Origin of the sequence: Cystobacter fuscus DSM 2262, from assembly GCF_000335475.2 — a bacterium.
Lineage (GTDB): Bacteria > Myxococcota > Myxococcia > Myxococcales > Myxococcaceae > Cystobacter > Cystobacter fuscus.
The window spans coordinates 226,345-252,348 of the sequence record NZ_ANAH02000014.1 but is presented as its reverse complement, the minus strand read 5'-3'; the positions used below and the strand labels follow the sequence as shown (position 1 = coordinate 252,348).

At 71.3% G+C, this 26,004-nt stretch carries 18 protein-coding genes and 1 tRNA gene; 8 read left to right on the top strand and 11 right to left on the bottom strand.

Annotation, left to right across the window (positions count from 1 at the left end; translation table 11 throughout):
- Position 1 precedes the first annotated feature (1 nt).
- The 3 genes from D187_RS24895 to D187_RS24885 form a co-directional block, all read right to left on the bottom strand.
- Complete coding sequence (locus D187_RS24895; RefSeq protein ID WP_002625861.1) at positions 2 to 367, bottom strand: hypothetical protein; 366 nt, start codon at positions 365 to 367, stop codon at positions 2 to 4.
- Between the two features lie 52 nt (positions 368 to 419).
- On the bottom strand, positions 420 to 1,721 hold the full coding sequence (locus D187_RS24890) for a hypothetical protein (protein ID WP_155893556.1): 1,302 nt from the start codon (positions 1,719 to 1,721) through the stop codon (positions 420 to 422).
- A gap of 389 nt (positions 1,722 to 2,110) precedes the next feature.
- Positions 2,111 to 2,183: transfer RNA gene (locus D187_RS24885), tRNA-Phe, on the bottom strand.
- 180 nt (positions 2,184 to 2,363) lie between these two features.
- Between D187_RS24885 and nhaR the strand changes: the two genes are divergently transcribed.
- Positions 2,364 to 3,257, top strand: a complete 894-nt coding sequence (nhaR, locus tag D187_RS24880; protein WP_002625864.1) for a transcriptional activator NhaR — start codon at positions 2,364 to 2,366, stop codon at positions 3,255 to 3,257.
- An 11-nt stretch (positions 3,258 to 3,268) separates the two neighbouring features.
- Here the strand turns inward: nhaR and D187_RS24875 are convergent, their stop codons facing one another.
- Positions 3,269 to 4,858 carry an amidohydrolase gene (locus D187_RS24875; RefSeq protein WP_043431484.1) on the bottom strand — a complete coding sequence of 530 codons (1,590 nt, stop codon included), beginning with the start codon at positions 4,856 to 4,858 and terminating at the stop codon, positions 3,269 to 3,271.
- A gap of 302 nt (positions 4,859 to 5,160) precedes the next feature.
- On the opposite strand from D187_RS24875, the gene D187_RS24870 reads away from it, so the two are divergent.
- Together D187_RS24870 and D187_RS24865 are read left to right on the top strand one after the other, a co-directional pair.
- Entirely contained in the window at positions 5,161 to 5,652 is a 492-nt protein-coding gene (locus D187_RS24870; protein ID WP_002625866.1) for a helix-turn-helix domain-containing protein, read from the top strand.
- A gap of 4 nt (positions 5,653 to 5,656) precedes the next feature.
- Positions 5,657 to 8,209, top strand: coding sequence for a VIT domain-containing protein (locus D187_RS24865; protein WP_002625867.1), 2,553 nt, complete (start codon positions 5,657 to 5,659; stop codon positions 8,207 to 8,209).
- 33 nt (positions 8,210 to 8,242) lie between these two features.
- Here the strand turns inward: D187_RS24865 and D187_RS24860 are convergent, their stop codons facing one another.
- The 7 genes from D187_RS24860 to D187_RS24830 all read right to left on the bottom strand — a co-directional run bounded on the left by D187_RS24860 (position 8,243) and on the right by D187_RS24830 (position 15,535).
- Positions 8,243 to 8,515 (bottom strand): YkvA family protein, encoded by a 273-nt coding sequence (locus D187_RS24860; protein ID WP_043431364.1) that lies wholly within the window; start codon positions 8,513 to 8,515, stop codon positions 8,243 to 8,245.
- Positions 8,516 to 8,655: 140 nt separating this feature from the next.
- Positions 8,656 to 11,418, bottom strand: coding sequence for a DNA gyrase subunit A (gene gyrA, locus D187_RS24855; RefSeq protein WP_002625869.1), 2,763 nt, complete (start codon positions 11,416 to 11,418; stop codon positions 8,656 to 8,658).
- Positions 11,419 to 11,578: 160 nt separating this feature from the next.
- Positions 11,579 to 12,760 (bottom strand): hypothetical protein, encoded by a 1,182-nt coding sequence (locus D187_RS24850; protein ID WP_043431360.1) that lies wholly within the window; start codon positions 12,758 to 12,760, stop codon positions 11,579 to 11,581.
- Positions 12,757 to 13,569 carry a tetratricopeptide repeat protein gene (locus D187_RS24845; protein WP_002625871.1) on the bottom strand — a complete coding sequence of 271 codons (813 nt, stop codon included), beginning with the start codon at positions 13,567 to 13,569 and terminating at the stop codon, positions 12,757 to 12,759. The genes D187_RS24850 and D187_RS24845 overlap by 4 nt, the downstream gene beginning before the upstream one ends.
- Before the next feature lie 52 nt (positions 13,570 to 13,621).
- Positions 13,622 to 14,305: a uracil-DNA glycosylase gene (gene ung, locus D187_RS24840; RefSeq protein ID WP_002625872.1), complete on the bottom strand. Its 684-nt coding sequence runs from the start codon at positions 14,303 to 14,305 to the stop codon at positions 13,622 to 13,624.
- Positions 14,306 to 14,485: 180 nt separating this feature from the next.
- The gene (locus tag D187_RS24835; protein ID WP_043431354.1) at positions 14,486 to 14,911 is read right to left on the bottom strand and encodes a hypothetical protein; all 426 of its coding nucleotides are present in this window, start codon (positions 14,909 to 14,911) and stop codon (positions 14,486 to 14,488) included.
- Between the two features lie 159 nt (positions 14,912 to 15,070).
- A complete protein-coding gene (locus tag D187_RS24830) occupies positions 15,071 to 15,535 on the bottom strand; it encodes a hypothetical protein (RefSeq protein ID WP_002625874.1) in 465 nt (154 codons plus the stop codon).
- A 180-nt stretch (positions 15,536 to 15,715) separates the two neighbouring features.
- Here D187_RS24830 and D187_RS24825 point away from each other — a divergent pair, with 180 nt between their 5' ends.
- The 5 genes from D187_RS24825 to D187_RS58850 are packed head-to-tail and all read left to right on the top strand — an operon-like array spanning position 15,716 to position 25,987.
- A complete protein-coding gene (locus D187_RS24825; protein ID WP_002625875.1) occupies positions 15,716 to 19,402 on the top strand; it encodes a WGR and DUF4132 domain-containing protein in 3,687 nt (1,228 codons plus the stop codon).
- Positions 19,403 to 19,413: 11 nt separating this feature from the next.
- Complete coding sequence (locus tag D187_RS24820) at positions 19,414 to 20,532, top strand: AAA family ATPase (protein ID WP_002625876.1); 1,119 nt, start codon at positions 19,414 to 19,416, stop codon at positions 20,530 to 20,532.
- Between the two features lie 4 nt (positions 20,533 to 20,536).
- Positions 20,537 to 22,864 carry a DUF5682 family protein gene (locus D187_RS24815; RefSeq protein ID WP_002625877.1) on the top strand — a complete coding sequence of 776 codons (2,328 nt, stop codon included), beginning with the start codon at positions 20,537 to 20,539 and terminating at the stop codon, positions 22,862 to 22,864.
- Positions 22,854 to 23,972 (top strand): VWA domain-containing protein, encoded by a 1,119-nt coding sequence (locus tag D187_RS58855; RefSeq protein WP_002625878.1) that lies wholly within the window; start codon positions 22,854 to 22,856, stop codon positions 23,970 to 23,972. Before D187_RS24815 ends, D187_RS58855 begins: the two co-directional genes overlap by 11 nt.
- Positions 23,969 to 25,987 carry a YehQ family protein gene (locus D187_RS58850; protein WP_002625879.1) on the top strand — a complete coding sequence of 673 codons (2,019 nt, stop codon included), beginning with the start codon at positions 23,969 to 23,971 and terminating at the stop codon, positions 25,985 to 25,987. Before D187_RS58855 ends, D187_RS58850 begins: the two co-directional genes overlap by 4 nt.
- The last annotated feature ends 17 nt before the right edge of the window (positions 25,988 to 26,004 follow it).

Here is a 26,004-nt window from a genome sequence, read left to right as displayed (position 1 = left end):
CCTATCCCTGGGAGAGCTCGAAGAGCTGCATCCCATCGAAGTCGTAGGAGACCCCTCGTGGGTCGGTGACGAAACCGAAGTAGCCGACCCGCACCCGGGTGACCTCCGCCGAGGGCACGAACAGCTGGGTGGAGCCACTCACGTTCAGGCTGGCACCCGCGGGAGGCGGGGTCGCGTAGTTCTGGATGACACACGGGTTGAGGTAGATGTTCCCCGTGGTGGGATCGTCCACCCGCACCAGGAGGAGCGAGATCGCGGACGAGGGATCCGTCGGCACCACCTCACAGCGCACCACCAGCGCCCTGCCCGAGTAGCTCGCCTCCAGGGTCGTGACCCGATGCCTGGGAACCGCCGTCTTCATCGCCATCTGCGCTCGCCTTCTTCCTGTTGCAGCGGGAACCTTCGGAGTCTGGGGCAGGCTAACGGGCCGTGCCCAGGATGAAGCTGAAGTCCGCGGACCCGCCGGCCGAGTTCTTGGCCGTGGCGTGACACTTCATGCAGCTGGAGCTGACCTGGGTGGAGAAGGGCTTGTAGGGCAGCTTGCCGTGAGTGGGCGGCTGAGGCCCCTGGTCGAAGGTCTCCAACGTGGTGTTGGCGGCGAACTCCGGCGTGGTGTTTCCCTGATGGTCCACCCACTGGGTGGACACCAACTCGTAGTTCTCCCATACCGAGCCCTTGAGCAGCGTTTGGAACTGCTTGTTCACCAGGGCATTGGAGATGGGCAGGACGCGCGTGACCTGCGTGGGGCGGTTGAGTGGCTCGCCCGCCGGGCTCAGCTCCACGTAGGTGTGGGTCTTCGGGTCCTTGGCCGCCGTCTGCGAGTTGGGAGGGCAGCACGTCTGGGTACAAGGCACCGGCGCGTTCGGGTTGTAGGCGGGCGTCTGGGGGCAGCGCGGGTTGTTGAAGAGCTTCGTCACGTTGTCCACGTGCTCGAAGGAGGCCCAGATCCACTTCTCCTGGGTGGGAGTCTTGTGGGCGATGTGCAAGCCCACCAGCCCCAGCAGGGCGGGCTGAGAGACGTCGAGGAGCTGGGCCTGGAGGGTATAGAAGCGGCTCTTGTCGTCGTTCGCGCCCAGGACCTTCCAGGACGCCTTCACCATGATGGCGCCCGTCGAACCGCAACACTGGCCGTCGCACAGCAGGTCCTTCGGACCGGTCGGCAGGTCGATCCGGGCATCGCGCTGGCCGGCCTTGTTCCAGAGATTGTTGGTGACGAGGTAGTTGTACACATCCTCGTTCAATCGGGTCTCGTGGCGGGAGAAGCGGCCGTTCTGGTCGATCAACACCCCGCCCACGGACAGCACGGTGTCCCTGACATCGAAGGTCTGGGTCTCCTTCGTCCGCGAGTCCGGGCACCAGGCAGAGGGCTTGGAGCCGTTGGGAACCATGACCTCCGAGCCCAGCAACCAGGTCTGCCAGACCCGGGGGCCCGAGCTGTCGAGGATTGTCTTGTCGAGATCCGCGCCGCACGTGCTGGGATTGGCGGGCCAGTTCAACGCGATGAATTCACGCCATGCGTAGAAGTCGAGGTTTGCCTGGACTGGCATTGCGCAGTAGTCCGGAGACAACTGGGCGAGGTCGCTCGTGATCCTGGTGGCGAAGTTGGGATTGCACTTCGCGGCCTGACACGAGATCCGCGGGGTGACCGTCACCCCGGAGGCGTACTGGATGGACGCGTCCGCGAACGCCGGGGAAGACGCACAGAGGGTCACGGCACCCATGAGCACGCCAACCCAAGTGTGACAGGACTCGAGCATGAAACAGACCCCCAGGGAGACAGGAATGTGAAGCGTTACCATCGGAAGATACGTCTTCCGCGAGCCGCTGGGAGTGAATGACTTCACACCTTCCTGGTGAAGTCGCTCACAGTGGCGAAGTCGGACGGCCGACGGGATTCATTCCAGACCAGACCGATAGCCTTGCATCCCCGGCTCTGTCTCCCATCCGCCCGATGCCGGGGAACCACATGAAGTGAGGGAAAGCCATGAAAACGTGGCAGTCTCGGATGACGTAGACCGTCTGGCCCTACGCATCGGATTGCCCATGCGCTTCGCGGGCAAAAAGAAAGGGCGTCAGACCGAAGCCTGACGCCCTCGAACTTTCTACTCTGTGCCCAGGGGCGGAATCGAACCACCGACACGGGGATTTTCAGTCCCCTGCTCTACCGACTGAGCTACCTGGGCGTGCCGCGCAACCGCGTGAAGCGAGGGCCGATTTACGGGGACTTGGCCTCCACGTCAAGCGGCTTCTTCACTCCCCCCTCTCCTTCCCTCTCTTCTCCCTCGCCCGCCCGCCTTGCTTCTCCCTCCCCACCGCCCACACGCTCGCCCCCTCCCGCCCCCTCCACCCGGCAGGTCCCTCCCGTGAGCTGGCTCAACTACCACCACCTCCTCTACTTCTGGACCGTCGCCCGCTCCGGCTCCATCGCCAAGGCCAGCCAGGAGCTCCACCTCGCCCAGCCCACCATCAGCGCCCAGCTCAAGCTCCTCGAGGAGTCCCTCGGGCACAAGCTCCTCGAGCGCCAGGGCCGCCGCCTCGTCCTCACCGACGTCGGCCGCACCGTCCTGCGCTACGCCGATGACATCTTCCGCCTCGGCAACGAGCTCAAGAACGCCATCCACGGCCTGCCCTCCGGCCAGCTGCGCGTCGCCGTCGGCGTCACCGACGTCGTCCCCAAGCTCGTCGCCGAGCGCCTCCTCCAGCCCGCCTTCGACGCCTTCCCCGACATCCACATCACCTGCCGCGAAGGCTCCCTCCCCCAGCTGCTCGCCTCCCTCGCCCTGCACGAGCTCGACGTCGTCCTCGCCGATACCCCCTCCTCCGAGCCCGTCAGCATCCGTTCCTTCAACCACCTGCTCGGCACCTGCGGCCTCTCCTTCTTCGCCGCCCCCCGCCTCGCCCACCTCGCCCGCGGCTTCCCCCGCTCGCTCGAGGGCGCCCCCCTGCTGCTCCCCTCCGAGGTCTCCTCCCTCCGGCGCGCCCTCACCGCCTGGTTCGACGCCCAGGGCATCCACCCGCGCGTCGTCGGCGACTTCGACGACAGCGCCCTGCTCGAGGCCTTCGGGCAGCGCGGCCACGGCGTCTTCGCCGCCCCCTCCATCATCGAGGCCGAGGTCTGCCGCCAGTTCAATGTCTCCGTCCTCGGCCGCACCCAGGACATCGAAACCGGCTTCTACGCCATCTCCGTCGAGCGGCGGCTGCGCCACCCCGCCGTCGTCGCCATCGCCGAGAGCGCTCGCGCCCAGCTCTTCGGCTGAGCGCCCCCGCGTCACCGCTCCCGGTACACCTCGCGGCCATCCACCACCGTGGCCACCACCCGCGCGTCCACCAGCGCCCGCGCCTCGTCCTCCACCGGGTCCACCGACAGCGCCGTGAAGTCCGCCTCCATCCCCACCTTCAGCCGCCCCCGGCGCGCTTCCGCGAACGACGCCCACGCCGGCCCCACCGTGAAGCCCTCCAGCGCCTCCTGCGCCGTCAGCCGCTCCTCGGGCCTCCATCCGCCCGCGGGTTGGCCCCTCGCGTCCTGACGCGTCCTCGCCGCGTACAGTCCCGCCAGCACGTCCGGGCTCTCGATGGGGAAGTCGCTGCCCAGCGCCAACACCGCCCCCGCCTCCTTCAGGCTCCTCCACGCGTACGCGCCCTTCAGTCGCTCCGCCCCCAGCCGCGCCTCCGCCCACCCCATGTCGCTCGTCGCGTGCGTCGGCTGCACGCTCGCCACCAGCCCCGCCGCCCCCAGCTTCTGGATGTCCTCGGGCCGGAGAATCTGGGCGTGCTCCACCCGGTGCCGCAGCCCCTGCGTCTTCGTCTCCGCCGCGGCGCGAATCAGCGTGTCCACCACCAGCGTGTTCGCCCGGTCTCCAATCGCGTGCACGCATACCTGGAAGCCCCGCTCCATGAAGGCCCGCGCGCGCGCCTCCAGTTCCTCGGGCTCCATCAACAACAGCCCCGTCTCCCCCGGCGCGTCGCTGTAGGCCGTGTGCAGCGCCGCGCCCCGCGAGCCCAACGCCCCGTCCAGCAGGAACTTCACCGACTTCATCTCCAGCAGCCGCCCGCCGTACGTCCCCAGATCCAGGTACGTCCGCCGTGCCTCCCCCTGCCCGTCCGCCATCGCGTACACCCGCACCGGCAGCCGCCCCGCCATGTCCCACTGCTGAAGCAGCCGGAACGTGCGCGGATCCATCCCCGCGTCGTGCACCCCCGTCAGCCCCACCTGGGCGCAGCGCTCCAGCGCCGCCGCGAGCCGCGCCTCGAGCTGCTCGTCCGTGGGCGGCGACACCCGGGGCGCCACCAGCTCCATGGCGTTGTCCACCAGCACCCCCGTGGGCTCGCCCGCCGCGTCCCGGAGGATTCGTCCCCCGGCCGGGTCCGGCGTGTCCCGGGTGATGCCCGCGCGCCGCAGCGCCTCGCCATTCACCCACGCCGCGTGGTGGTCCACCCGCGTGAGGTACACCGGCGTCGTGGGAAAGCGCGCATCCAGCTCGGCCCGGCCCGGGAACCCGCCCCCCGGCCACCCGTTCTGATCCCACCCCTTGCCGATGAGCCAGTCGCCCTGGAAGCTCGTGGCCGGTGCGTCGGCGAGCCGCTGCACGGCCTCGTCCACCGAGCGCGCGCCCTCCAGCCGGGCCACCGTCAGGCTCAGGCCCAGCCCCGCCAGGTGCGCGTGCGCGTCCACCAGCCCGGGCACCACCACCGCCTTGCCCAGGTCCACGACGCGAGCCCCCTCGCCCGCCGCCTCCAGCACCTCCCGCTTCGTCCCCACCGCCACCAACCGCCCCCGGCGCACCGCCAGGGCCTCGGCTTCCGGCCGCTCCGCGTCCAACGTGCGGATGCGGCGTGCCACGTAGACTGTCGTCTCCACTCGCGCGTCCTCGGGCACCCGGCGCGCACAGCCTGCCCCCAGCGCGAACAGGACCGCCCCCAGGAGGGCGAGCCGTGCCGCGCCTCGGGCCCGGGCACCATCATCAATGTGTTGGGATGACTCTCCCCGCATCGGCGGGCCTGCTTTCCCTGCGTGAAACAGCGCGGCGCACCGTAGCCCCGCCGCCCCCACCCCGCCCACTCCCTCTCGCCTCCTCGCTCCCCGAGCCGCCCTCCCGGGCAACGTGACAGTGGCGAATCGACAGCGGCATCTTGACACCAGACGTGTCGAGTTCTACTGTCATGTTCGTGAGTCAGGCGAAAACATCCCGGGAGTGGAAGCTCTCGGAGCTGGCCGAGGCGGTGGGGGTGACCCCGAGGACCGTGCGCTACTACGTGCAACGCGGCCTGCTGCCCGCTCCGCCCTTCAAGGGTCCCGACACCGTCTATGGCGAGGAGCACCTGCTGCGCCTCAAGGCCATCCGCGTCCTCCAGGCCCGCTTCCTTCCCCTCGATGCCATCCAGGTGGAACTGGCGCGGCTCACCCCCGAGGCCCTCCAGGCACTCGCCGAGGCCGAGCCCTCCGCACCGCCCCCCGTGCCTTCCCCGGCGGCGCCCGCGCCGGCTCCCGTTTCCCCGCCCGAGTCCGCCGCCCCTTCCGCCGCCCCGACGAGCTGGCGACGATGGGAGCTGGCACCGGGACTCGAGCTGCACCTCGCCGACACGGCGGATGCGAAGACCCGGGCGCTCGCGGAGCACCTGCGCGCCCTCCTCCAGCAGTCCCAGGAAAGGTAGAGCCATGCACGACGAGAAGGCGGGGCTGTACACGCGCGGCGGCACCCAGGTGGCCTTGCAGGGGGTGGAAGTCACCGGAGAACTGCTCGGAGGCCATGCCCGGGTGCGCGTATGCCAGCGCTACCGCAACACCGAGCCGCGTCCCATCGAGGCCGTGTATGTCTTTCCGCTGCCCTCGGACGCCACCCTCACCGCCTTCTCGCTCGAGTGCGCCGGGCGGCGCGTGCAGGCCGTGCTCCAGGAGCGGGAGAAGGCCTTCCACACCTATGACGACGCGGTGACGGCCGGCCATGGCGCCGCGCTGCTCGACCAGGAGCGCCCCAACGTCTTCACCGCCCAGGTGGGCAACCTGCTGCCCGGGGAAGAGACGCGCGTGGAGGTGGAGTTCCTCCAGGTGCTCCAGGTGGAAGAGGGCAGCCTGTGCTGGGTGCTGCCCACCCTCGTCGCGCCCCGCTACATCCCCGGCACGCCCACGGGAGACCGCACCTCGCACGGCGTGGCCGAGCCGACGAGCCGGGTGCCCGACGCGGACCGCATCACCCCGCCCGTGGGCGACGCGCCCTATGGCCTCACGCTCGAGCTGCTCGTGTCCCTGGGCCGCGAGGTGGTGGTGGAGAGCCCCTCGCACGCGCTCCAGCTCACGCGCACCGGGAGCGGCACGCGCGTGACGCTCTCCCAGCCGGGCGTGGTGTTGGATCGGGATCTCGTGCTGAACATCCGGAGCCCAGATACGGACGCGGCCTTCACGCCGCTCGTCACCCACCGCCAGGGCGACGCGCCGGGCACCTTCGCCCTCACCGTGGTGCCGGACCTGCTGGGCATGGCCGGCGCACCCCGGCGACAGGAGGTGGTGTTCGTGGTGGACACCTCGGGCTCCATGGACGGCGAGAGTCTGCCCCAGGCCCAGGGCGCGCTGCGGCTGTGCCTGCGCCACCTGCGCGAGGGGGATCGCTTCAACATCATCGCCTTCGAGAATGCCTTCCATCTCTTCTCGCCCCAGCCGGTGCCCTTCACCCAGAAGACGCTGGAGCAGGCGGACCGGTGGGTGGCGGCACTGCATGCCCACGGGGGCACGGAGCTGCTCGAGCCCCTGCGCGCCGCGGTGGAGGCCATGCCGGAGGGCGTGGTGGTGCTGCTCACGGATGGGCAGGTGGGCAACGAGTCGGAGATCCTCCAGGCGGTGCTGGCCGCGCGGCGAACGGCGCGCGTCTACTCCTTCGGCATCGGCACCAACGTGAGTGACGCGCTGCTCAAGGACCTGGCGCGGCAGACGGGCGGCGCGGTGGAGTTCATCCACCCCGGCGAGCGCATCGACGACAAGGTGGTGGCCCAGTTCTCGCGGGCGCTCGCCCCGCGCGTCACGGACGTGGAGGTGCGCTTCGAGGGCGTGGAGGCCACGGAGCTGGCGCCCGCCGAGCTCCCGCCGCTCGTGGATGGCACGCCCTGGAGTCTCTTCGGCCGGTACACCACGCCGGGCACGGGCACGGTGGTGCTCAAGGGCCGCGCGGGGGCGGAGTCCTTCTCCCTCGCCATTGCCGTGAACTTCCCCGCGACGAGCGACCGGCCCGCGGTGGAGAAGTTGTGGGCCGCCGAGCGCATCCGCGGGTGGCAGGCCGCCGCGCTCGTGGGCCGGCGGGCCGAGGCGCTCAAGGAGCGCATCCTCCAGCTCGCGCTCGCGCACGGCCTCGTGACGCCCTACACCTCCTTCGTCGTGGTGGAGGAGCGCACGGGCGAGCGCCGGGCCTCGGCTCAACCCGAGACGCGCGTCATCCCCGTCCACGCCCCCGCCGGCTGGGCCATGTTCGGCACGGCGGACCAGGACACGGCGAAGAAGGAGCTGAGCAAGCCCGCCCCGCGCCGAGCCATCAACCCCTCCGCGCTCCTGTCCGTCGACCGCATGCGCGCGGCCCCGGCTCCTGCGGCGGCGCCTCCACCGCCCCCGCGAGCCCCCGCGCCGGCCGCGCCCCTCGCGTCCCGGCCCCTGCTCAAGGGCTCGGCGAAGAAGAGCCGAGGCGGCGCGGTCTACGGCCCGCCCGGAGAGGAAGAGGTGACGGGTTCCAGTCTCGCGCGTGTGGAGGACGCGGCCGCCTCCCTCCAGGAGGCACTGCGTTCTCCTCCGTCCATGCCGGACATGGCGCTGGACGACGAGGGGGCAGTGGACGGGGCCACGTCCCGGGAGGCCCGGGTGGATCTGCTCGGCCAGCAGCTCGCCAGCGGGTTGTGGGCGGGCACCGGCCCGGGGAGCGAGCCCGTGCGGCAGGCACGCGCCACCGCGCTCGCCCTGCTGGAGTTGCTGCGCCAGGGCATCACCAGCGGCCATGCGCTCCATGGCGGCCAGGTGAAGAAGGCCGTGGAGGCGCTGCTCGCGCTGATGCCCTCCCTGGGCCAGGCCCCCGAGGTGGCCGAGCTCGCCCTGGGCGTGGCGTGGCTCGTGTCCGCGGGCCCGCGCACCCGGGGGCGCATCTCCCAGGCGGCGCGGCCGCTCGCGGGGCTCAGCGCCCGGCTGGAGGACGAGGGGAAGTTGCGCCAGCACGTGGACACCCTGGCCACGCGCTGACGGCGCTCCCCGTGAGAGGACGGACCCTCCGCTTCAGCGCTGGCCGAGCGGAGGCGTGCCCGTGCGAGGCACGTCCACCGGCGTGGGCCACCCCATGGGCTCGGGCCGGTAGTGCTCCAGCTCCCGCTTCATGAACCAGGCCACCCCGGCCAGCACCCCGAGGTCGTCCAGCCAGCCCAGCAGGGGCAGGAAGTCCGGCACCACATCCACGGGGAAGAGGAAGTAGGCCACGGCGAACAGCCCCAGCAGCCGCCGCCACCGCGGCACGCGAGGATCTCGCACGTAACGGAAGAACCGCGTTCCCATGACTCGAAGACCGGCGACGTTCATGTCCCTGCTTACGAAAAGGGGCGTGAAATCATTGCGAGGCCCGGTCGTAGCGAGGGCGGGCCGCTCGTCCACCGAGCAGCCCGCCCTCACGTTCATCCAGACGCCGACGCCGAGGCTCAGCCCTGCTCGGGCTCGGAGCCCTCGGGCGACTCAGTGCCCTCGGGCGACTCGGAACCCTCGGGCGACTCGGCGGCCGTGGACGGCGCGGCGGCCGCGGACTCGCTCGCCAGCGCCTCGACCGTCTCGCCCTCGTCCTCCTCGGACTCGGGCAGCTTGGAGATGCCCGTCACCTTCTCCTCGGCGCTCTCCAGGGCGATGAGCCGCACGCCCTGCGTGTTGCGGCCGATGACGGAGATCTCCTTGGCCTTCATGCGGATGAGCATGCCGCCGTTGGTCACCAGCATCACCTCGTCCTTGTCCGTCACCGGCACGAGGCCCACCACCTTGCCGTTGCGCTCGGTGGTCTTGATGTCGATGATGCCCTTGCCGCCACGGCCCTGCTGCCGGTACTCGGCCTCCTGGGTGCGCTTGCCGTAGCCGTTCTCCGTCACCGTGAGGATGGTGGTGTCCTTCTCCACCACGTCGGCGCCCACCACCTCGTCGCCCTCCTCCAGGGTGATGCCCTTCACGCCGTAGGCCTGGCGGCCCATGGAGCGCACTTCCTGCTCGGGGAAGCGGATGCTCATGCCCGTGGCCGTGGACAGGAGGATGTCCTTGGAGCCGTCGGTGATCTTCACCGCGACGAGCTCGTCCCCCTCGTCGATGCCCAGCGCGATGATGCCGCTGGAGCGCACGTTGGCGAACGCCGACAGGTCCGTGCGTTTGACGACGCCCTTCTTCGTCACGAAGAAGACGAACTGGTTCTCACCGAACTCGCGCGTCACCAGCACCTGGGCGAGCCGCTCGCCCTCGCCGAACTGCACCAGGTTCACCATGGCCTTGCCACGCGAGGTGCGGCCGGCGAGCGGCAGCTCGTGCACCTTGAGCGAGTAGAGCCGGCCCTTGTTGGTGATGGGCATGAGGAAGGCGTGGGTGCTCGCCACGAACATGTCGGTGACGAAATCGTCTTCCTTCGTCGTGGCCCCCGTCTTGCCGCGGCCGCCGCGCTTCTGCGCCCGGTACTCGGACAGCGGCGAGCGCTTCACGTAGCCGGTGTGCGAGAGCGTCACCACCATGGTCTCCTCGGCGATGAGGTCCTCGCTGGTGATCTCCTCCACCGCGCCGGTGATTTCCGTGCGCCGCTTGTCGCTGTAGCGCTCGCGGATCTCCTTGAGCTCCGTCTTGATGACGTTGAGCAGGCTCGTCTCGTGGGCGAGGATGTCCTCGAGGCGGAGGATCTCCCGCACCAGGTCCACCAGCTCGCGGAACAGCTCCTCGCGCTGCAGGCCGGTGAGCCGCTGCAGGCGCATCTCGAGGATGTTCTTGGCCTGATCCTCGCTGAAGCCGGAGCCCTCGTAGCGGTGCTCCAGGCCCGAGTAGTTGGGCTCCTCGGCGCGCGCGCGCGACTCGAGCAGCGCCATCTGCGCCTTGGCCTGCGCGTAGTCGATGCGCTGCAGGTTCTTGAAGCGCTCCTGCTCGTAGAGCTCGGGCGACAGGATGTGCATGAGGCCCCAGCGCGCCTCGTCGGGGTCCTTCGAGGCGCGGATGAGGCTGACCACCAGGTCGATGAGATCCTGCGCGACGAGCAGACCCTCGACGATGTGGCGGCGGGCGCGCGCCTTGCGCAGCTCGAAGCGGCTGCGGCGCGTGACCACGTCGCGGCGGTGCGAGATGAACCGGTCGAGCAGCTCCTTGAGGGTGAGCGTGCGCGGCTGGCCGCCGTCGATGGCGAGCATCACCGCCCCGAAGGTGGTCTCCATGGGGGTGGTGGCGAACAGGTTGTTGAGCACCACGCCGGAGATGGCATCTCGCTTGAGCTCCACCACGATGCGCATGCCCTGGCGGTCGCTCTCGTCGCGGATGTCGCTGATGCCCTCGAGCTTCTTGTCGCGCACCAGGTCGGCGATCTTCTCGATGAGCCGCGCCTTGTTCACCTGGTAGGGGATTTCCGTGACGATGATGCTCTCGCGGTCGCCCTTCTTGGAGGTTTCGATCTCCGTGCGCGCCCGGATGGTGATCTGCCCGCGACCCGTCTCGTAGGCGCGGACGATGCCCTCGCGGCCGGTGATGATGCCGGCGGTGGGGAAGTCCGGACCGGTGATGAACTGCATCAGGTCGCGCACGGTGGCGGTGGGGTGCTCGATGAGGTGCAGCGTGCCGTCGATGACCTCGCCCATGTTGTGGGGCGGCACGTTGGTGGTCATGCCCACGGCGATGCCGGAGCTGCCGTTGACCAGGAGGTTGGGGAACTTGGTGGGCAACACGAGCGGCTCGAGCAGCGAGTCGTCGTAGTTGGGACCGAAGTCGATGGTCTCCTTCTCGATGTCGGCGAGCATCTCCTCGGCCAGCCGCTCCATGCGCACTTCCGTGTAGCGCATGGCCGCGGGGGAGTCGCCGTCCACCGAGCCGAAGTTGCCCTGGCCGTCCACGAGCAGGTAGCGCAGGGACCACTCCTGCGCGAGCCGCACCATGGCGTCGTAGACGGAGGAGTCGCCGTGGGGGTGGTACTTACCGATGACGTCACCCACCACGCGCGCGCTCTTCTTGTAGGCGCGGTTGTGGAGGTTGCCCAGGTCGTTCATCGCGTAGAGCACGCGGCGGTGCACGGGCTTGAGGCCATCGCGCACGTCGGGCAGGGCGCGCCCGATGATGACGGACATCGAGTAGTCGAGATACGAGCGGCGCATCTCGTCTTCGATGTTGACTTGGATGAGTTCTCCCACGGCGCCCGAAGGAGGCGCGGGGGGCGTTGCCGGCTTGTCGGTGGTGTCGTCGGCCATGAATTCGTGGGTCAGGGGAAAGGCCCGCCCGAGGGGGCCTCTCCGAGGGATTGGGAGTACGTAACCCCCGGATTTTCCAGCGTCAACAATGCTGATGCCCGGGACGTGGAGGGGAGCCAGAAAGAGGACCCGGAGTCCGCCCGGTTGGCGGGCATTGAACTCAACCCAGGACCTCGCGGGCCCGTTGTACCAACTGGGTCAGACGAGAGGGCGCCCACCATCCGCGCGACACCCGCGTGCCCACGCCATGCCGTTGGATCAACTCCCGGAGTGCCTCGCACACGTGCTCGCCGTCCGGGCCCTGACGGCCTTCATCCGCCCGCCCGGCGAGCTTGTCCAGCCGGGCCCAGCGCGCGGGCGTCCAGCGCTCGTCCTCGGGAATATCCGGCCGCTGCGCGTCCCAGAACTCGTAGGCCACCTCGAACAGCGCCGCCCGGGCGTCCTCCAAAACCCCGGGGGCGTGCAGGCGCACGTGGGGCGCGTATTCCCGCTCGAAGAGCCACCACATCACCGCCAGGCACTCGGCCGGATCAGGCTCGAGCGGGGCGAGCCGCAACCGCGCCATGTGCAGCAGCCGGCTCCGGGCCTCCTGGTACCAGTACTCCGCGTGAAGCAGACGCTCGGTGCCGGTGCCCGGCGGGCGGCGCGGCGCGAGGGCGGCCCGCTCGCGCAGCTCCGCCACCATGAAGCCCCGCGCATCCACCCCGGACAGGCGGCGCCAGAGCGCGGCCAGCGCCGCCTCGCCCCGGGCCCACCCCAGGGCCAGCTCCTCGCGCTGCCGGCTCGAGAAGGGCAGCCGCCCGGAGAGCAGCACCGGGTGCGCGAAGAGCGGCTCGAGCCGAGCGGCGAACAGCACGGCCTCGCGCAGCGCGGGCAGTGTGTCCGGCAACAGCTCCGCCGCGGTCTGCTCACGCAGATGGGCGGGCACCTCGCGGGGCAGGGTGATGAGCCAATCCTCCAGGGAGCTCATCAGACCGCCCAGCGACTCCTGGGCGCTGCGTCCGAGCTTGCGCGCCACGTCCCGGGCGAGCTGCTCGCGCAGCGAGTGCACTTCCCACAGGGTGCGCACCGTCGGGTGGCTCGTGGGCCAGTTCTCGGCCTGGGCGCGGCGCAGCGCGGGGCCGAGCAGGGCGTCCAGCGCGTCTTGATGGGCCCGCACCTCGCGCAACAGGGGCAGCTCCTGCCGCAGGCGCTCCTGCCACCGGGACTCGGCCAGCGCGAGCACCAGGCGGTAGTAGCGCTCCCGGGCGGGCGCGAGCAGCGCGGACTGGCCCTCCAGACGGACCTGGAATTCGTCGTCGATGGGCGCGGCCATGGGGCGGAAGTATACCTCCGGATTCACGCCGTCTGGGCGGTGTCCTTGGGCCGCAGTGGGGCGGCGAGCCGCTCGGCCTCGGCGCCCAGGGGGCCCTCGGGGTCCAGCGCCTTGGCGCGCTCGAAGGCGGCGAGCGCGGCCTCGCGCTCTCCCTTCAGCTTGAGGGCCACGCCCACGTTGAGGTGCGCGCCGCCGTTGTCCCGGTCCATGGCGAGCGCCTCGCGGAAGGCGGCGAGGGCCTCGTCCAGGTCTCCGGCGAGCAGGGCCTCCTTGCCGGCCTGCACGCGCTTGTCCGCGTCATTGACGAGCTCCACCTGGAGCAGGCTGCCCCCGGCCACGGTGACGATGAGCGCGCGCAGGATGCCGCCCCAGTAGAAGGTGAGGCCCTCGGCGGCGGCCACGGCGGCGATGGGCAGGTCCGGCAGCAGTTGCTTGCCGCGGAACTTGAAGCGCACCTTCGTGTAGCGGCCCTTGTTCGCCCAGTGGATGACCTCCCCGCGCAGCTTGTTCAGGCCCTCCTCGATGCGCTTGGGATCGATCTCGAAGGGGAACGCGGCGCCGCCCACGGGCTCGCCCGCGGGCAGGGACTTCTGCTCGATCACGGGCTCGGCCACGAGCTCGGCCTCGGGCTCGGGGAAGGAGGAGGCGGGGGGAAGCACGTCCACCGGAGCGGGGGGCGGCGCCGGGGTCTTCTTCTTCGCGGCGGCTGGCCGCGCCTCGGCCACCGGCTTCTTCACGGACGAGGGGCGCTTCTTCGCGGCAGCGGCGCTCTTCTTCGGAGCCGCGACGGCCTTCTTCGGGCTCGCCGGGGCCTTGCGGGGTGAGGTCTTCGCCATGGTGACGGGACTCTAACCAGTCGCGAGGCAACACGCTCGCGGGGGGCGCCCCTCACCCGGGCAGCCGCCAATCCACGGGCGCGCGCCCGCGCTTCTCCAGCTCCGCGTTGGCGTGGCTGAAGGGCTTGCTGCCAAAGAAGCCCCGCTTGGCCGACAGCGGCGAGGGGTGCGGGCCCTTGAGCACCGCATGCCGCCGCTCGTCGATGAGCGCCTGCTTCTTCTGGGCATAGCTGCCCCACAGCACGAACACGACCGGCTCCGGCTGCTCGTTCACCGCCCGGATGACCGCGTCCGTGAAGGTCTCCCAGCCGTGTCCCGCATGGGAGTTGGGCTCGGCCTCGCGCACCGTCAGCACCGCGTTGAGCAGCAACACGCCCCGCTCGGCCCACGGCACCAGCGAGCCGTCCTTCGGCCGGGGCAGACCCAGGTCCGACTGGAGCTCCTTGAAGATGTTCACCAGCGAGGGCGGGGGTTTGACGCCCGGCCGCACCGAGAAGGCCAGCCCGTGCGCCTGTCCCGCCCCGTGATACGGATCCTGCCCGAGGATGAGGACCTTCACCTGGCCGTACGGCGTCAACCGGAAGGCCGAGAACAGATCCTCCTCGGGCGGATACACCGTGTGTCGCCGGCGCTCCTGCGCCACGAACGCCTCCAGTTGCCCGAACCCCGGGCTCGCCAGGACGTCCCGCAGCGCCTCGTGCCACTCCTCCGGCAGCAGGCTCTTCAACGAACTCATCGTGCCTCCGCGACTCGCGTGTCGATGAGCCCCCCTCTACCCGACTCACGCGGTCAACTCGCGTCCGAGTGCCTGAAAAGTCGGATGGAGGACCCTCGGTGCCCCGGGTGGGGCCGAAAACACGACGGGCCCGGAGAGGATATCCTCCCGGGCCCGCGAGTGCGAGTGCTGGCGTCTGGCTTACTGCAGCAGCATCTGGGCCATGCGCTGGGCGGCGAGCTCCGTCGCGTTGTTCAGGCCGAGCTGGCTCAGGCCCTTCTGGGCGAAGTTGCCCATCAGCTGGCCCAGCACGTCCGTCACGCCCTTCTTGCCGGTGGCCAGGTTGAGCGCGGAGCTCAGGATGCTGTTGCCGCCCGCGCCGTCCAGGAACCCGGCGGCCCCGCCGAACTTGCCCAGGAGGTTGCCGAACACGCCACCGGCTCCGCCACCACCGGGGATGAGGCCGGACGCCGCGCTGAACAGCGACTGCGTCAGGCTCTTGCCGCTCGCGAGGTTGCCCGCGAAGCTCAGGGCCGCGCCCGCCAGCGGGTTGACCATGGAGACGATGGGAGCCGCGAAGCTAGCAACCTTGCCGAGGGCCTTACCGATTCCGCCGAGGAAACCCATGATGAAATCCTTTTCGAGGGGCCGCCGCGGCGGCCGTAAGTGCTACTGACAAAAGGATTCTCGCACGCCCCGATTATTTGTTTCCTGATCCCCCGAGAATTTCGCCATTTTTGAAAATGCCCGGGAAATCAAGGGGATGGGCGCGCTCGCGCGAGAACCTCAGGGCTTGAACTTGGGTTTCGGGCGCTGGAGTTCCAGTTCCTGAGACAGTTCCTTGGAAGAGGCATCGGTCTTCGGGGGAACCTTGTAGGGGACGGAATCCTCGCCGCCGAGCGTCCGCTGGTACTGCGCCGGCGTGGGGCCCTTGCTGAAGCCATCCTGCGACTGGCCGGGGATGATGGGGATCTCCCCATTGACCATCCGCTGCAGGTGGGTCTCGACCTCGGCGACGGTCGGGATGCTGGGGTCCTCCTTCTTGAGCGCCTCGTCCGGGACGATCATGATCGCGGGCGGCTTCTCCGGATGGGAGGCGTAGTCGAGGATCTTCTCCACGTACTGCTCCACGGGGATCTGGAGCAGACGGGCCTGCTCCTTCACGTCCGGATCCTTCAACAGCTCGTCGCGAACGTCGTCGATGGGGCGCCGCAGCTTCTTGCCTTCGGGCTTGCTCTTCTCTTCGGACATAACGAGGTGCTCTCCAGAGGGAATGAGGGCCAGAGCAGGGTCGAGCGTGAATCGCCGGTCCAGGCCCGGGCGGAGGGCCGTATTGCTAGCCCAGTCGCCCCCAGGATTGCAAAAAGGCAGCCCTCGGCCATCCGCGAGGTGGGGGGGTGCGCTACGGTTTCGGTTCGCGCGGAGACTGCAATGCGTCGCTTCGAACTGGTCGAGGGCTCGTCGAGGAAGTTCTGGGAGATCGAAGCCGAGGACACTGGCTTCACCGTGCGCTGGGGCCGCATCGGCACGAGCGGGCAGAGCCAGCAGAAGTCCTTCCCCACCGCCGAGAAGGCCCGGGCCGAGCAGGACAAGCTCATCGCCGAGAAGCAGAAGAAGGGCTACGCGGAGGTGGGCGACACCGCCAGCGCCGAGGCACCGCCCCCCGCGAGCCCGCCTTCGCCCGCGCCCGCCAGGAAGACCAAGGCCCCCGCCGCCCCCGAGGCACCTGTCGCCCCTCCCGAAGCACCCGTCCCGCCCCGGCCCACCGCTGACCCGGATGCCCCCATCGCCTGGACCGAGTCCCTCCTGCGCCGCGTCCATCCGCGCCGGGGTGGCGTCGCCGTGCCGGTGCGTCCGCTCGCCCCCGTGAAGAAGTCCTGGGCCCTGGTGCGCGAGGACTTCCTCGAGCGCGTCCCCCCCGGGCTCATCCCCGAGGACACGCACGAGAGCCACCTCACCGCCGAGACCCGCGCCGTCGCCGAGCGCATCGGGCGCACCGAGCCCTCCCTCGGCACGCCCGAGGAGGACGCCGTCCTGGTCATCTTCCTCCAGTACCAGGAGTCCTGGAACAAGGTCCCCCGCCCCGAGCCCATCATCGATCTGCTCTTCGCCCTGGGCGGGCCCGTCCACGCCACGCGCGCCGCGCTCCTCTCCCTGGACCTGTATCTGGCGGGTGACAAGGCGCTCCATGCCCGGCGGGGCGTGAACACCAACCCCCATCACCAGCACTACAACCTGCTCTCGCGCGGCCACTTGCGCGGCCTGCCCCGCCTGCGCGCCCTGCTCGCCACCCAGACGGATGACGCGGGCTACCAGGCCGCTCGCGACGCCGCCGCCCTCCTGCGCGACTCCGAGACGCGCCGCGCCGCCTCCGCCTTCCTCTTCCCCACCGAGACCGCCTGGGTGCGCGCCCAGGCCGAGGAGTTCGTCGCGGCCCAGGAGCCGGGCTTCCCCTTCATCCTGAGCAGCGTCTCGGAGCCCGACACGCTCGCCCCGCTCATCCCCCATGTGGACGTCTGGAATCTGCTGCGCGAGCCCAATGGCCACCTGGCCTCGCTGCTCGATGGCATGGGGGTGCACGGCCTCGCGCTCCTGCGTGAACTCCAGCCCAAGCTCATGGGAGCCGAAGCGGTGCGGACCTGGGCCGAGCTCACCGCGAGCATCAACGCGGATGAGGCGATGCAACTGCTGCTCAACGCCGAGAAGGAGGCTCTCCCGTTCCTCATCGAGGCGGCCGTGCGCTGGCCCCAGCGCGCACTGCGGCTCATCACCCCCCGGGCCGCCCTCCGGGGCAAGGAAGGCGATCAGGCGCGCTCCATCCTCGGCCACCTGCTGCGCCGCGAGCCCGCCGCCGTGCGCGCCGCCCTCCCCTCCCTGTCCGACGCGGCGCGCGAGGTGGTGGCCCGCCTCCAGGCCCAGGCCGGCCCGGACGTCCCCGACGCGACCCCCGAGCAGCTCCCCCCCGTCCTCGCCCGTCCCCCCTGGCGCTCGAGCCAGAAGCCCGAGGCGCTCCCCGTGCTCGACGGCGTGGTGCCCCCGGCGCTCCCCGATGCGCTCGTGTGGCGCGAGGGCGAACAGGAGGAATGGTCCCGGCGCATGGGCTGGGAGTACAAGCCCTACGGCAGCACGGTGCGAGAGCAGGAACTGCTGAGCGGAAAGGTGGACCCTACCTGCGTGCCCGAGCAGCTGGACATTCGTTTCTTCGTCTACGCTCCGGAAGCACTCGCCCTCAAGTACCTCGGCAAGCTCGAGCCCCGCCGGTACACGGGAGAGTGGCTCTGCGCCATCATCGCGCGGCTGGGGCTCGCGGTGCTCCCGACCCTCGTCGACGTCGTCACCACGTACGGCGCCGAGACCTACGCCCTGCTCGCGCCCTACGCCGTGACCCGGCTCGCTCCCCAGGTGGCCGAGGCCTTCCACCGCTCCAAGAAGGCCCGCCTCTCCGCCCAGGCGTGGCTCGTGCGCCACCCCGAGCACGCCACCGCCGGACTGCTCGTCCCCGCGCTCGGCAAGCCTGGCAAGGCCAAGGACGCCGCATGCGCCGCCCTGCGCATGCTCGCCTCCAATGGCCAGGAGGCCACCGTGCTCGACGTGGCCGGCCGCGTGTCCCCCCAGGTGCGCGAGGCCGTGCGGCGCGTCCTCGCCTTCGATCCGCTCAACCTCTTTCCCGCCAAGCTCCCCACCCTGCCCGAGACCCTCGGCCTCGATGGGCTGCCCCGCCCCCTGCTCCAGGACCGCTCCGCGAAGCTGCCCCTCGCGGCCGTCCGGGAACTCGTGACCCTGCTCTCCTTCTCTTCCCTGGATGCGCCCTACGCGGGCCTGGAGCAGGTGAAGGCCGCGTGCGACCCCGCCAGCCTCGCCCGCTTCTCCTGGGGCCTCTTCGAGTCCTGGATGACGGTGGGCGCTCCGAGCAAGGAGTCCTGGGCCTTCCAGGCGCTCGGCCCGCTCGGCGATGACGACACCGCGCGCAAGCTCGCCCCGCTCATCCGCGTGTGGCCCGGCGAGACCGCTCACGCCCGCGCCGTCATGGGGCTCGACGTGCTGGCCACCATCGGCACCGACGTCACGCTCATCTACCTCAACGGCATCGCCGAGAAGGTGAAGTTCAAGGGCCTGCAACAGAAGGCCCAGGAGAAGATCGAGCAGATCGCCGAGGCGCGCGGCCTCACCCGCCAGGAGCTGGCCGACCGGCTCGTGCCCGACCTCGGACTGGACGAGAGCGGCTCGCTCGCCCTGGACTTCGGCGAGCGCACCTTCACCGTGGGCTTCGACGAGCAGCTCAAGCCCTTCGTCAAGGACGCCTCCGGCACCCGGCTCAAGGACATGCCCAAGCCCGGCCAGAAGGATGACGCGGAGAAGGCGAACGCCGCGGTGGAGCAGTGGAAGGCGCTCAAGAAGGACGCCAAGACGGCCGCGAGCACTCAAATCCTCCGCCTGGAGCTGGCCATGTGCGCCCGGCGCCGCTGGAGCCCCGAGGTCTTCCGCCGCTTCTTCGTCGAGCACCCGCTGCTCATCCACGTGGTGCGCCGGCTGGTGTGGGGCACGTACTCGCCCGAGGGCGCGCTCACGGACACCTTCCGCGTCGCCGAGGACCGCACCTTCGCCGACCCGAACGAGGACACCTGGACGCTCCCCGAGGACGCCCTCGTGGGCCTGCCCCATGCGCTGGAGCTGGACGGCAAGACGGCGGGCGCGTGGGGGCAGATCCTCGCCGACTACCAACTGCTGCAACCCTTCGCCCAGCTCGGCCGCTCCACCCACGCGCTGGAACCGGCGGAGCGCGAGGCCACGAAGCTCGAGCGGGTGAAGGGCCTCAAGCTGCCCACGGGCAAGGTGCTGGGCCTGGAGGCGCGGGGCTGGCGGCGCGGGGCCCCCCAGGACGGCGGCGTGGCGGGCTGGATGGAGAAACCGCTGGGCGATGACCGCGTGGCCGAGCTCGATCTCGATCCTGGCCTCTACACGGGCTCCCTCGCCGACTCTCCCGAGCAGGAACTCGGCGTGGTGAAGGTGCGCCGGGCCCACTCCTGGGGCGACAAGGATCTCCAGGCCTGGGGCTCGCTGGATGCCATCCTCTTTTCCGAGCTGGTGAGGGACCTCGAGGGCCTGCGGCCCGCGTGAGGACGACGACCATGGCGACGACCCGAAGGAAGAACACGGCGGCGACGGCGACGGAGATCCAACGGCCTCCCGCGGAAGTGCTCCACGCGGAGGAGCTCGCGCGGCTGCGCGACGCGGACAACGCCCCCCGGCCCCCGGGCTGGAACCTGTCACTGCACGCCGTGCGCCGCTTCATCCTCGGCGACGAGGCCCTGGGCGTGCAGCGCAAGTTCGTGGGCAACCCGAGCCTCGTGGACCGGGCCATGGTGACGCTCGCCACCAACCGCGGGTTGATGCTCGTGGGCGAGCCCGGCACCGCCAAGAGCCTCCTGTCCGAGCTGCTCGCCGCCGCCATCTCCGGCACCTCCACCCTCACCATCCAGGGCGGCGCCTCCATCACCGAGGATCAAATCAAGTACTCGTGGAACTACGCGCTGCTCGTCTCCGAGGGCCCCACGCCCCGCGCGCTCGTGCCCGCCCCGCTCTACACCGGCATGAAAGAGGGCCGGGTGGTGCGCTTCGAGGAGATCTCCCGCTGCCCCATCGAGGTGCAGGACTCGCTGCTGTCCATGCTGTCGGACCGGGTGCTCGCGGTGCCGGAGCTCAAGGACGCGGACGCCATGGTGTTCGCCCGCGAGGGCTTCAACATCATCGCCACCGCCAACACGCGCGACCGGGGCGTCAACGAGATGAGCGCGGCGCTCAAGCGGCGCTTCAACTTCGAGACGGTGTTCCCCATCGGCGACTTCGCCACCGAGCTGGCGCTCGTGCGCGACGAGACGGCGCGGCTGCTCCAGCGCTCGGGCGTGCCGATGACGCCGCCGGAGGACTTGCTGGAGGTGCTCGTCACCACCTTCCGCGAGCTGCGCTCGGGCGAGACGCGCGAGGGCCAGGCCCTGGAGCGGCTCAGCTCGGTGCTCTCCACCGCCGAGGCCGTGTCCGTGGCCCACGCGGTGGGCGTGCGCGGCTACTACCTGCGCGGCGATGGCGGCTCGGCGGCGGACCTCGTCGAGTGTCTGGCCGGCACCGCGGCCAAGGACAACGCCGAGGACCTCAAGCGGCTGCGCGTCTACCTGGAGCAGCGCGTGTCCCGCCGCACCGGCCCCCACTGGCGCGCCCTGTACGACGCCCGCCACCTGCTGCCAGGGTGAGCGCGTGAGCGGGCGGAACGACTCCCGGCTCCACGTCGTCGGCGTGCGCCACCACAGCCCGGCCTGCGCCCGGCTCGTGGTCCACACCCTCGAGACCGTGCGGCCCCGCCACGTGCTCATCGAGGGGCCCGTGGACATGAACCCCCGGCTGGAGGAGCTGCTCCTGCCGCACGAGCCGCCCCTCGCCGTCTTCAGCGCCTGGCGCGACGAGGAGCGCACCCAGGCCTCGTGGACGCCATTCTGCGCGTACTCGCCCGAGTGGGTGGCGCTGACGCGGGGACACGCGGCGGGCGCCCAGGTGCGCTTCATGGACCTGCCCGCCTGGGACAAGGCCTTCGAGGGCGTGCGCAACCGCTACTCGGACGGGGAGCGCCGCACTGCCCGGGCCATCGAGGCGCTCTGCCAGAAGCTGGGCCTGGAGGGCATGGACGCCCTGTGGGATCACCTCTTCGAGCAACCGCTCGGCATGGACGTGCTCGCCGAGCGGTTGCGCGTCTACTTCGACTCCCTGCGCGGCGAGGAGGAGGCGTCCGAGCGCGACACCCAACGCGAGGCCTTCATGCTCACCCACGTGGAGGCGGCGCTCGCGCGAGACGATGGGCCCGTGGTGGTGGTGTGCGGCGGTTTCCATGCCCCCGTGCTCGCGCGGGCCCAAGCGAGGCCCGGGGCCGGCTTTCCCCCCGTGCCGAGCCACCCCTCCGCGAAGAGCTACCTCGTCCCGTACAGCTTCCGCCGCCTGGACTCCTTCGCCGGATACGAGTCCGGTATGCCCTCGCCCGCCTTCTATCAAGCGCTCTGGGAGTCCGGCGCCGAGGCCGCTCCCGGGCTCCTGCTGCGCGAGGCCGTCGGGCGGCTGCGCGGGCGGGGCCAGCACGTGTCGTCGGCGGATCTCATCGCCGCCTCCGTCATGGCCGAGGGCCTCGCCCGGCTGCGCGGCCACGCGGTGCTCTCGCGCACGGACCTGCTGGATGGGCTCGCCTCCGCGCTGGTGAAGGAGTCGCTGGACGTGGCCCTGCCGTGGACGGGCCGGGGCGTGCCCTCGCCCGACACGCACCCGCTGCTCGCCGAGGTGCTGCGTGCCTTCAGCGGCGAGCGCACCGGACGGCTCAGCCCCCTCACGCCCCGGCCTCCCCTGCTCACGGACGTCGAGCACACGCTGCACGCCCACGGCCTCACCCCCGGCCCGAGCCCCCGCACGGTGCGGCTGGAGCTGCGCGAGCCCGGCGACGTGGAGCGCGGCCGCGTGCTCCACCGCCTGCGGGTGCTCGGCCTCCCCGGCTTCACCCGGAACTCGGGCCCCACCTTCCCCACCGAGCCCGTGCTCCAGGAGTCCTGGACGGTGGCTCCCGCGGAGGACTTCCTCTCCTGGGTCATCGAGGCCTCGGGCTGGGGCGCCACCCTGGAGCAGGCCGCCACCGCGCGTCTGGAGGAAGCCCTCCTCCAGGCGGGCCCGAACCTGGAGCGGCTCACCCTGCTCCTGGCCGAGAGCTTCTTCATCGGCGCGAAGCACCTGGCCCGGCGCGTCCTCACCGCGGTGGCCGCGCAGGCGGGCAACGAGCCGGACCTCGCGCGGCTGGGCGCGGCCCTGGAGCGGCTGCTCGCCATCTGGCGGCATGACGTGCTGCTCGGCGCCCAGGGCTCCGCCGAGGTGGGGCAATTGCTCGCGGCGGCCGTCGAGCGCGGCCTGTGGTTGCTCGAGCAGCTCGACGGTCCCTCGCTCCCCAGCGACGAGGGACACCTCCGGGCCATGGCCGCGCTGCGCGACACGCTGCGCTTCGCCGCCCAGCCCCTCGCGCTCGACGTGGCCCGGGCCAGCGCCGTGTTCGAGCGCCGGCTCGCGTCCCTCCATGCGCCGCCCGCGGTGCGCGGAGCCTCGCTCGGGGCGCTCTGGTCCCTGTCTCGCTTCCCCGACGAGGCGAGCGCCGAGGCCGCCGCCCTGCGCGCCACTCGCGCCGCCGCGCGCCCTTCCACCCTTGGAGACTTCCTGGCCGGGCTGTTCCGGCTCGCCCGCGAGCAGGTGGTGCACACGCCCGCCCTCACCTCGGTGCTGGACGAGCTCATCCGCCAGCTCACGGAAGAGGACTTCCTCGTCGCGCTCCCGGCGCTGCGGCTGGCCTTCGGGTTCTTCCCTCCCCGGGAGAAGGAGGGCATCGCCCGGACCCTGCTGCCCCTGCACGGACAGGACGCCTCGGGCGCGCGGGCCCTGGTGCGCCTGGACATGGACCCCGCCGTCATCCTCGCGGGCGCGGCGCTGGACGACGAGGTGGAGCAGGTGCTCGAACGCTTCGGCCTGCATGGGCCTGGAAGGAAGGAGAAGCGCGATGCCCCTTGAGCCCCTGGCGCGCTGGCGCCTCGTGTTGGGAGAAGCCTCGGACGGGGCGCTCGGCAATTGTCTGGACGAGCGCGGACGGGCGATGGACTCGGCGCTCTCGTGGCTCTACGGCCGGGAGGGAGATCTCTCCGAGCGCGGCGTGCGACAGGGCGGCTCGGGCGAGTCCGTGCTCAGCGTTCCGGAGTGGATCAACGACGTCCACACGCTCTTTCCCCAGGAGACCATCGAGCGGCTCGAACAGGATGCCGTCGAGCGCTATCAAATCGACGAGGTGGTGACGCGCGCCGACGTGCTCGAGCGCGTGGAGCCCAACGAGACCCTGCTGCGCGCGGTGCTGCGCACCAAACACCTGATGAATCCCGAGGTGCTCGCGGTGGCCCGCCGCATCGTGCAGCGGGTGGTGAGCGAGCTGATGGAGAAGCTGGCCCGGGAGGTGCGCCGCACGTTCTCGGGGGTGCTCGACCGGCGGAGGCGCTCGCCCCTGAAGGTGGCGCGCAACTTCGACTTCCGGCGCACCCTGCGCGAGAACCTGCGCCGCTACTCCCCCACCGAGCGGCGGATCGCCATCGAGCGCGCCGCGTTCTACTCGCGCACCCGCCGCCACGTGGACCGCTGGCAGGTCATCCTCCTGGTGGACCAGTCCGGCAGCATGACGTCCTCGGTCATCCACTCGGCCGTCACCGCCGCGTGTCTGTGGGGACTGCCCGGCATCCAGACGCACCTCGTCGCCTTCGACACCGCGGTGGTGGACCTCACCCGGGACGTGACGGACCCCGTGGAGCTGTTGATGAAGGTGCAGCTCGGCGGGGGCACGGACATCCAGCTCGCGGTGGCCTACGCCGCGGGGCTCATCGAGACGCCCCGGCGCACCATCGTCGTCCTCATCACCGACTTCATCGAGGGCGGCCCCCCGGGGATGCTCGTGCGCCGTGTGAAGGAGCTGTGCGACCAGGGCACGAAGGTGCTGGGGCTCGCGGCGCTCGAACCGGACGCCACGCCGAACTACGACCGCGACTGCGCCCGGCGGCTGGTGGACGTGGGCGCGCACGTGGCGGCGATGACCCCGGGCGAGCTGGCCGGGTGGATCGCCGAGAAGGTGCGCGCATGAGCCGCGCGGATCTGCTCGCGCTCACGCCCCAGGCCATCGCGAGCCTGTCCAACCTGGGGCTCGTCAAGCGCGCCCAGAAGGATCTGGAGGAGGGCAAGGGGCCGCGCCTGGAGGAGCTGGCGGACGGCACCGTGGTGGGCACCTTCGAGGACGGCGTTGTCGCCCGGCTCGTTCCGGGCAAGGCCTTCAAGAACGGTCCCTGCACCTGCAACGCCGCCACCGTGTGCCGCCACCGCGTGGCCACGGCCCTCGCCTATCCGGCGTTCATCGCCACGAGCGCCGCACCGCCTCCGGCCGAGGTGAAGGCGGAGGCCCCCTGGTCCCCGGGAATGGTGGACGACGCGGAGCTGGCGCGGGTGCTGCCCCGCCGGGCCCTGGAGCGGGCCGAGGGCTTCCGCAAGCGCGGCTACCTCGCGCAGGTGCGGCGGGGAACCTTCGAGGGAGAAGACATCCCCTCGGTGGCGCTCGCCACGTGCACGGTGCGCTTCCTCGTGCCGAGGGACTTGAGCTACGCGCGCTGTGACTGCTCGCTCGGGACGGGCTGCGAGCACCTGCCCCTGGCCATCTGGGCCTTCCGCGCCGCCGACGAGAAGGACCCCACGCGCCGCGAGGTCTCCGTCGAGGTGGCCCGGGGCGCCGTCACCACCACCGTGGGGGGAGCGGCGCTGGACACCGCGGGGGACCTCGTGCGCTTCCTCTTGTTGGAGGGAGTCCAGCACGCCAGCCAGGGGCTCGCGGGGCGCTTCGCCGTGGCCCGCGCGGGCCTGGAAGGGGCGCGCATGACGTGGCCGCTCCTGGCGCTCGAGGAGCTGGAGGAGCTGCTTGGCGCCTACGTGAGCCGCGCTGCCCGCTATGACGCCCCGCGCTTCACCGCCGTGCTGACGGAGTTCTTCGCGCGCATGAGGGCCTCGCGGACGCCGGGCCCGGTGCCCCCCCGGGCGGTGCTGGGCATGGACGAGGCGCCGGAGACGAAGCTCGATTATGTGCGGCTGGTGTCGCTCGGCATCCGGCTCTTCGCCGAGGGCCGGGAGCGCCGCGCGGAGGTGGTGCTCGCGGACCCCGACACCGCCGGCCTGCTCGTGGTGCGCCGCGCCTTCACCTACGCGGAGGATCAGACGCCCGAGGACGGCGCGCAGCTCGGACGCCGACAGGGCGCCCCCAGAACCACTCTGGAGGCGCTCGCACACGGGCAGGTGGTGGCCTCGGGCGCCACGCGGCGCACCAACCGCCTCATCCTCTTCTCCACCCAGGGCTTGCAGCGCACCTCGGTGACGCCGCAGTCCGGGGACTGGAGCCTGCTGCCCGAGCCGCTGCTCGTGAAGGACGTGCGCGCGCTGGAGTCCGCCTGGCGGGCCCGCCCTCCCCGCTTCCTCCGGCCCCGGCTGCTCGCGGAGAACGTGCATGCCTTCGCCATCTCCCGCGTGGGGGAGGTGACGTACGCCCCGGGTGCCCAGGAGGTGCACGCGGAGTTGGAGGACTCGCGGGGCCACGGCTTCCGCGTCGAGCTGTCCCACCGCTCGGTGGCTCCCGGGGCGCTGGACGCGCTCGCCGGGGCGCTCACGGGCGGGCACGGCACGCCGCGCTACGTCTCGGGCGAGGTGCGCCGGACGGCCCGGGGGCTCGTCGTCGAGCCCATGGCCCTGTCCTGCGAGCACGGCGTGGTGGCGCTCGACGTGCAACCCACCGTCACCACGGGGAGGCCGCGCACGGCGGCGGACGCGCCCGCCCTTCCCCCGCTGGCGGCGGCCCTGACCGAGGTGGAGGGCTGCCTCGCGGAAGGGGTGCACCAGGGCCTGCGCCATGTGCCCCCCGCGTGGAGCACCCGGCTCGACACCGTGGCGTCCCGGGCGCGGGGGCTGGGCCTGAAGCGCCTGGCGGAGGACCTGGGCGCGCTCGGCGCGGCGCTCGCGAGGGCCCGGGCCTCGGGGGCCGCCGGGGACGAGGCCGCGCTCGCCGAGACCTGGGCCAGCGCCGCCCTGCGCACCGGGGTGGGACACGAGCAGCTCGGCGGGTGAGGGGCGCCCTGCCCCCC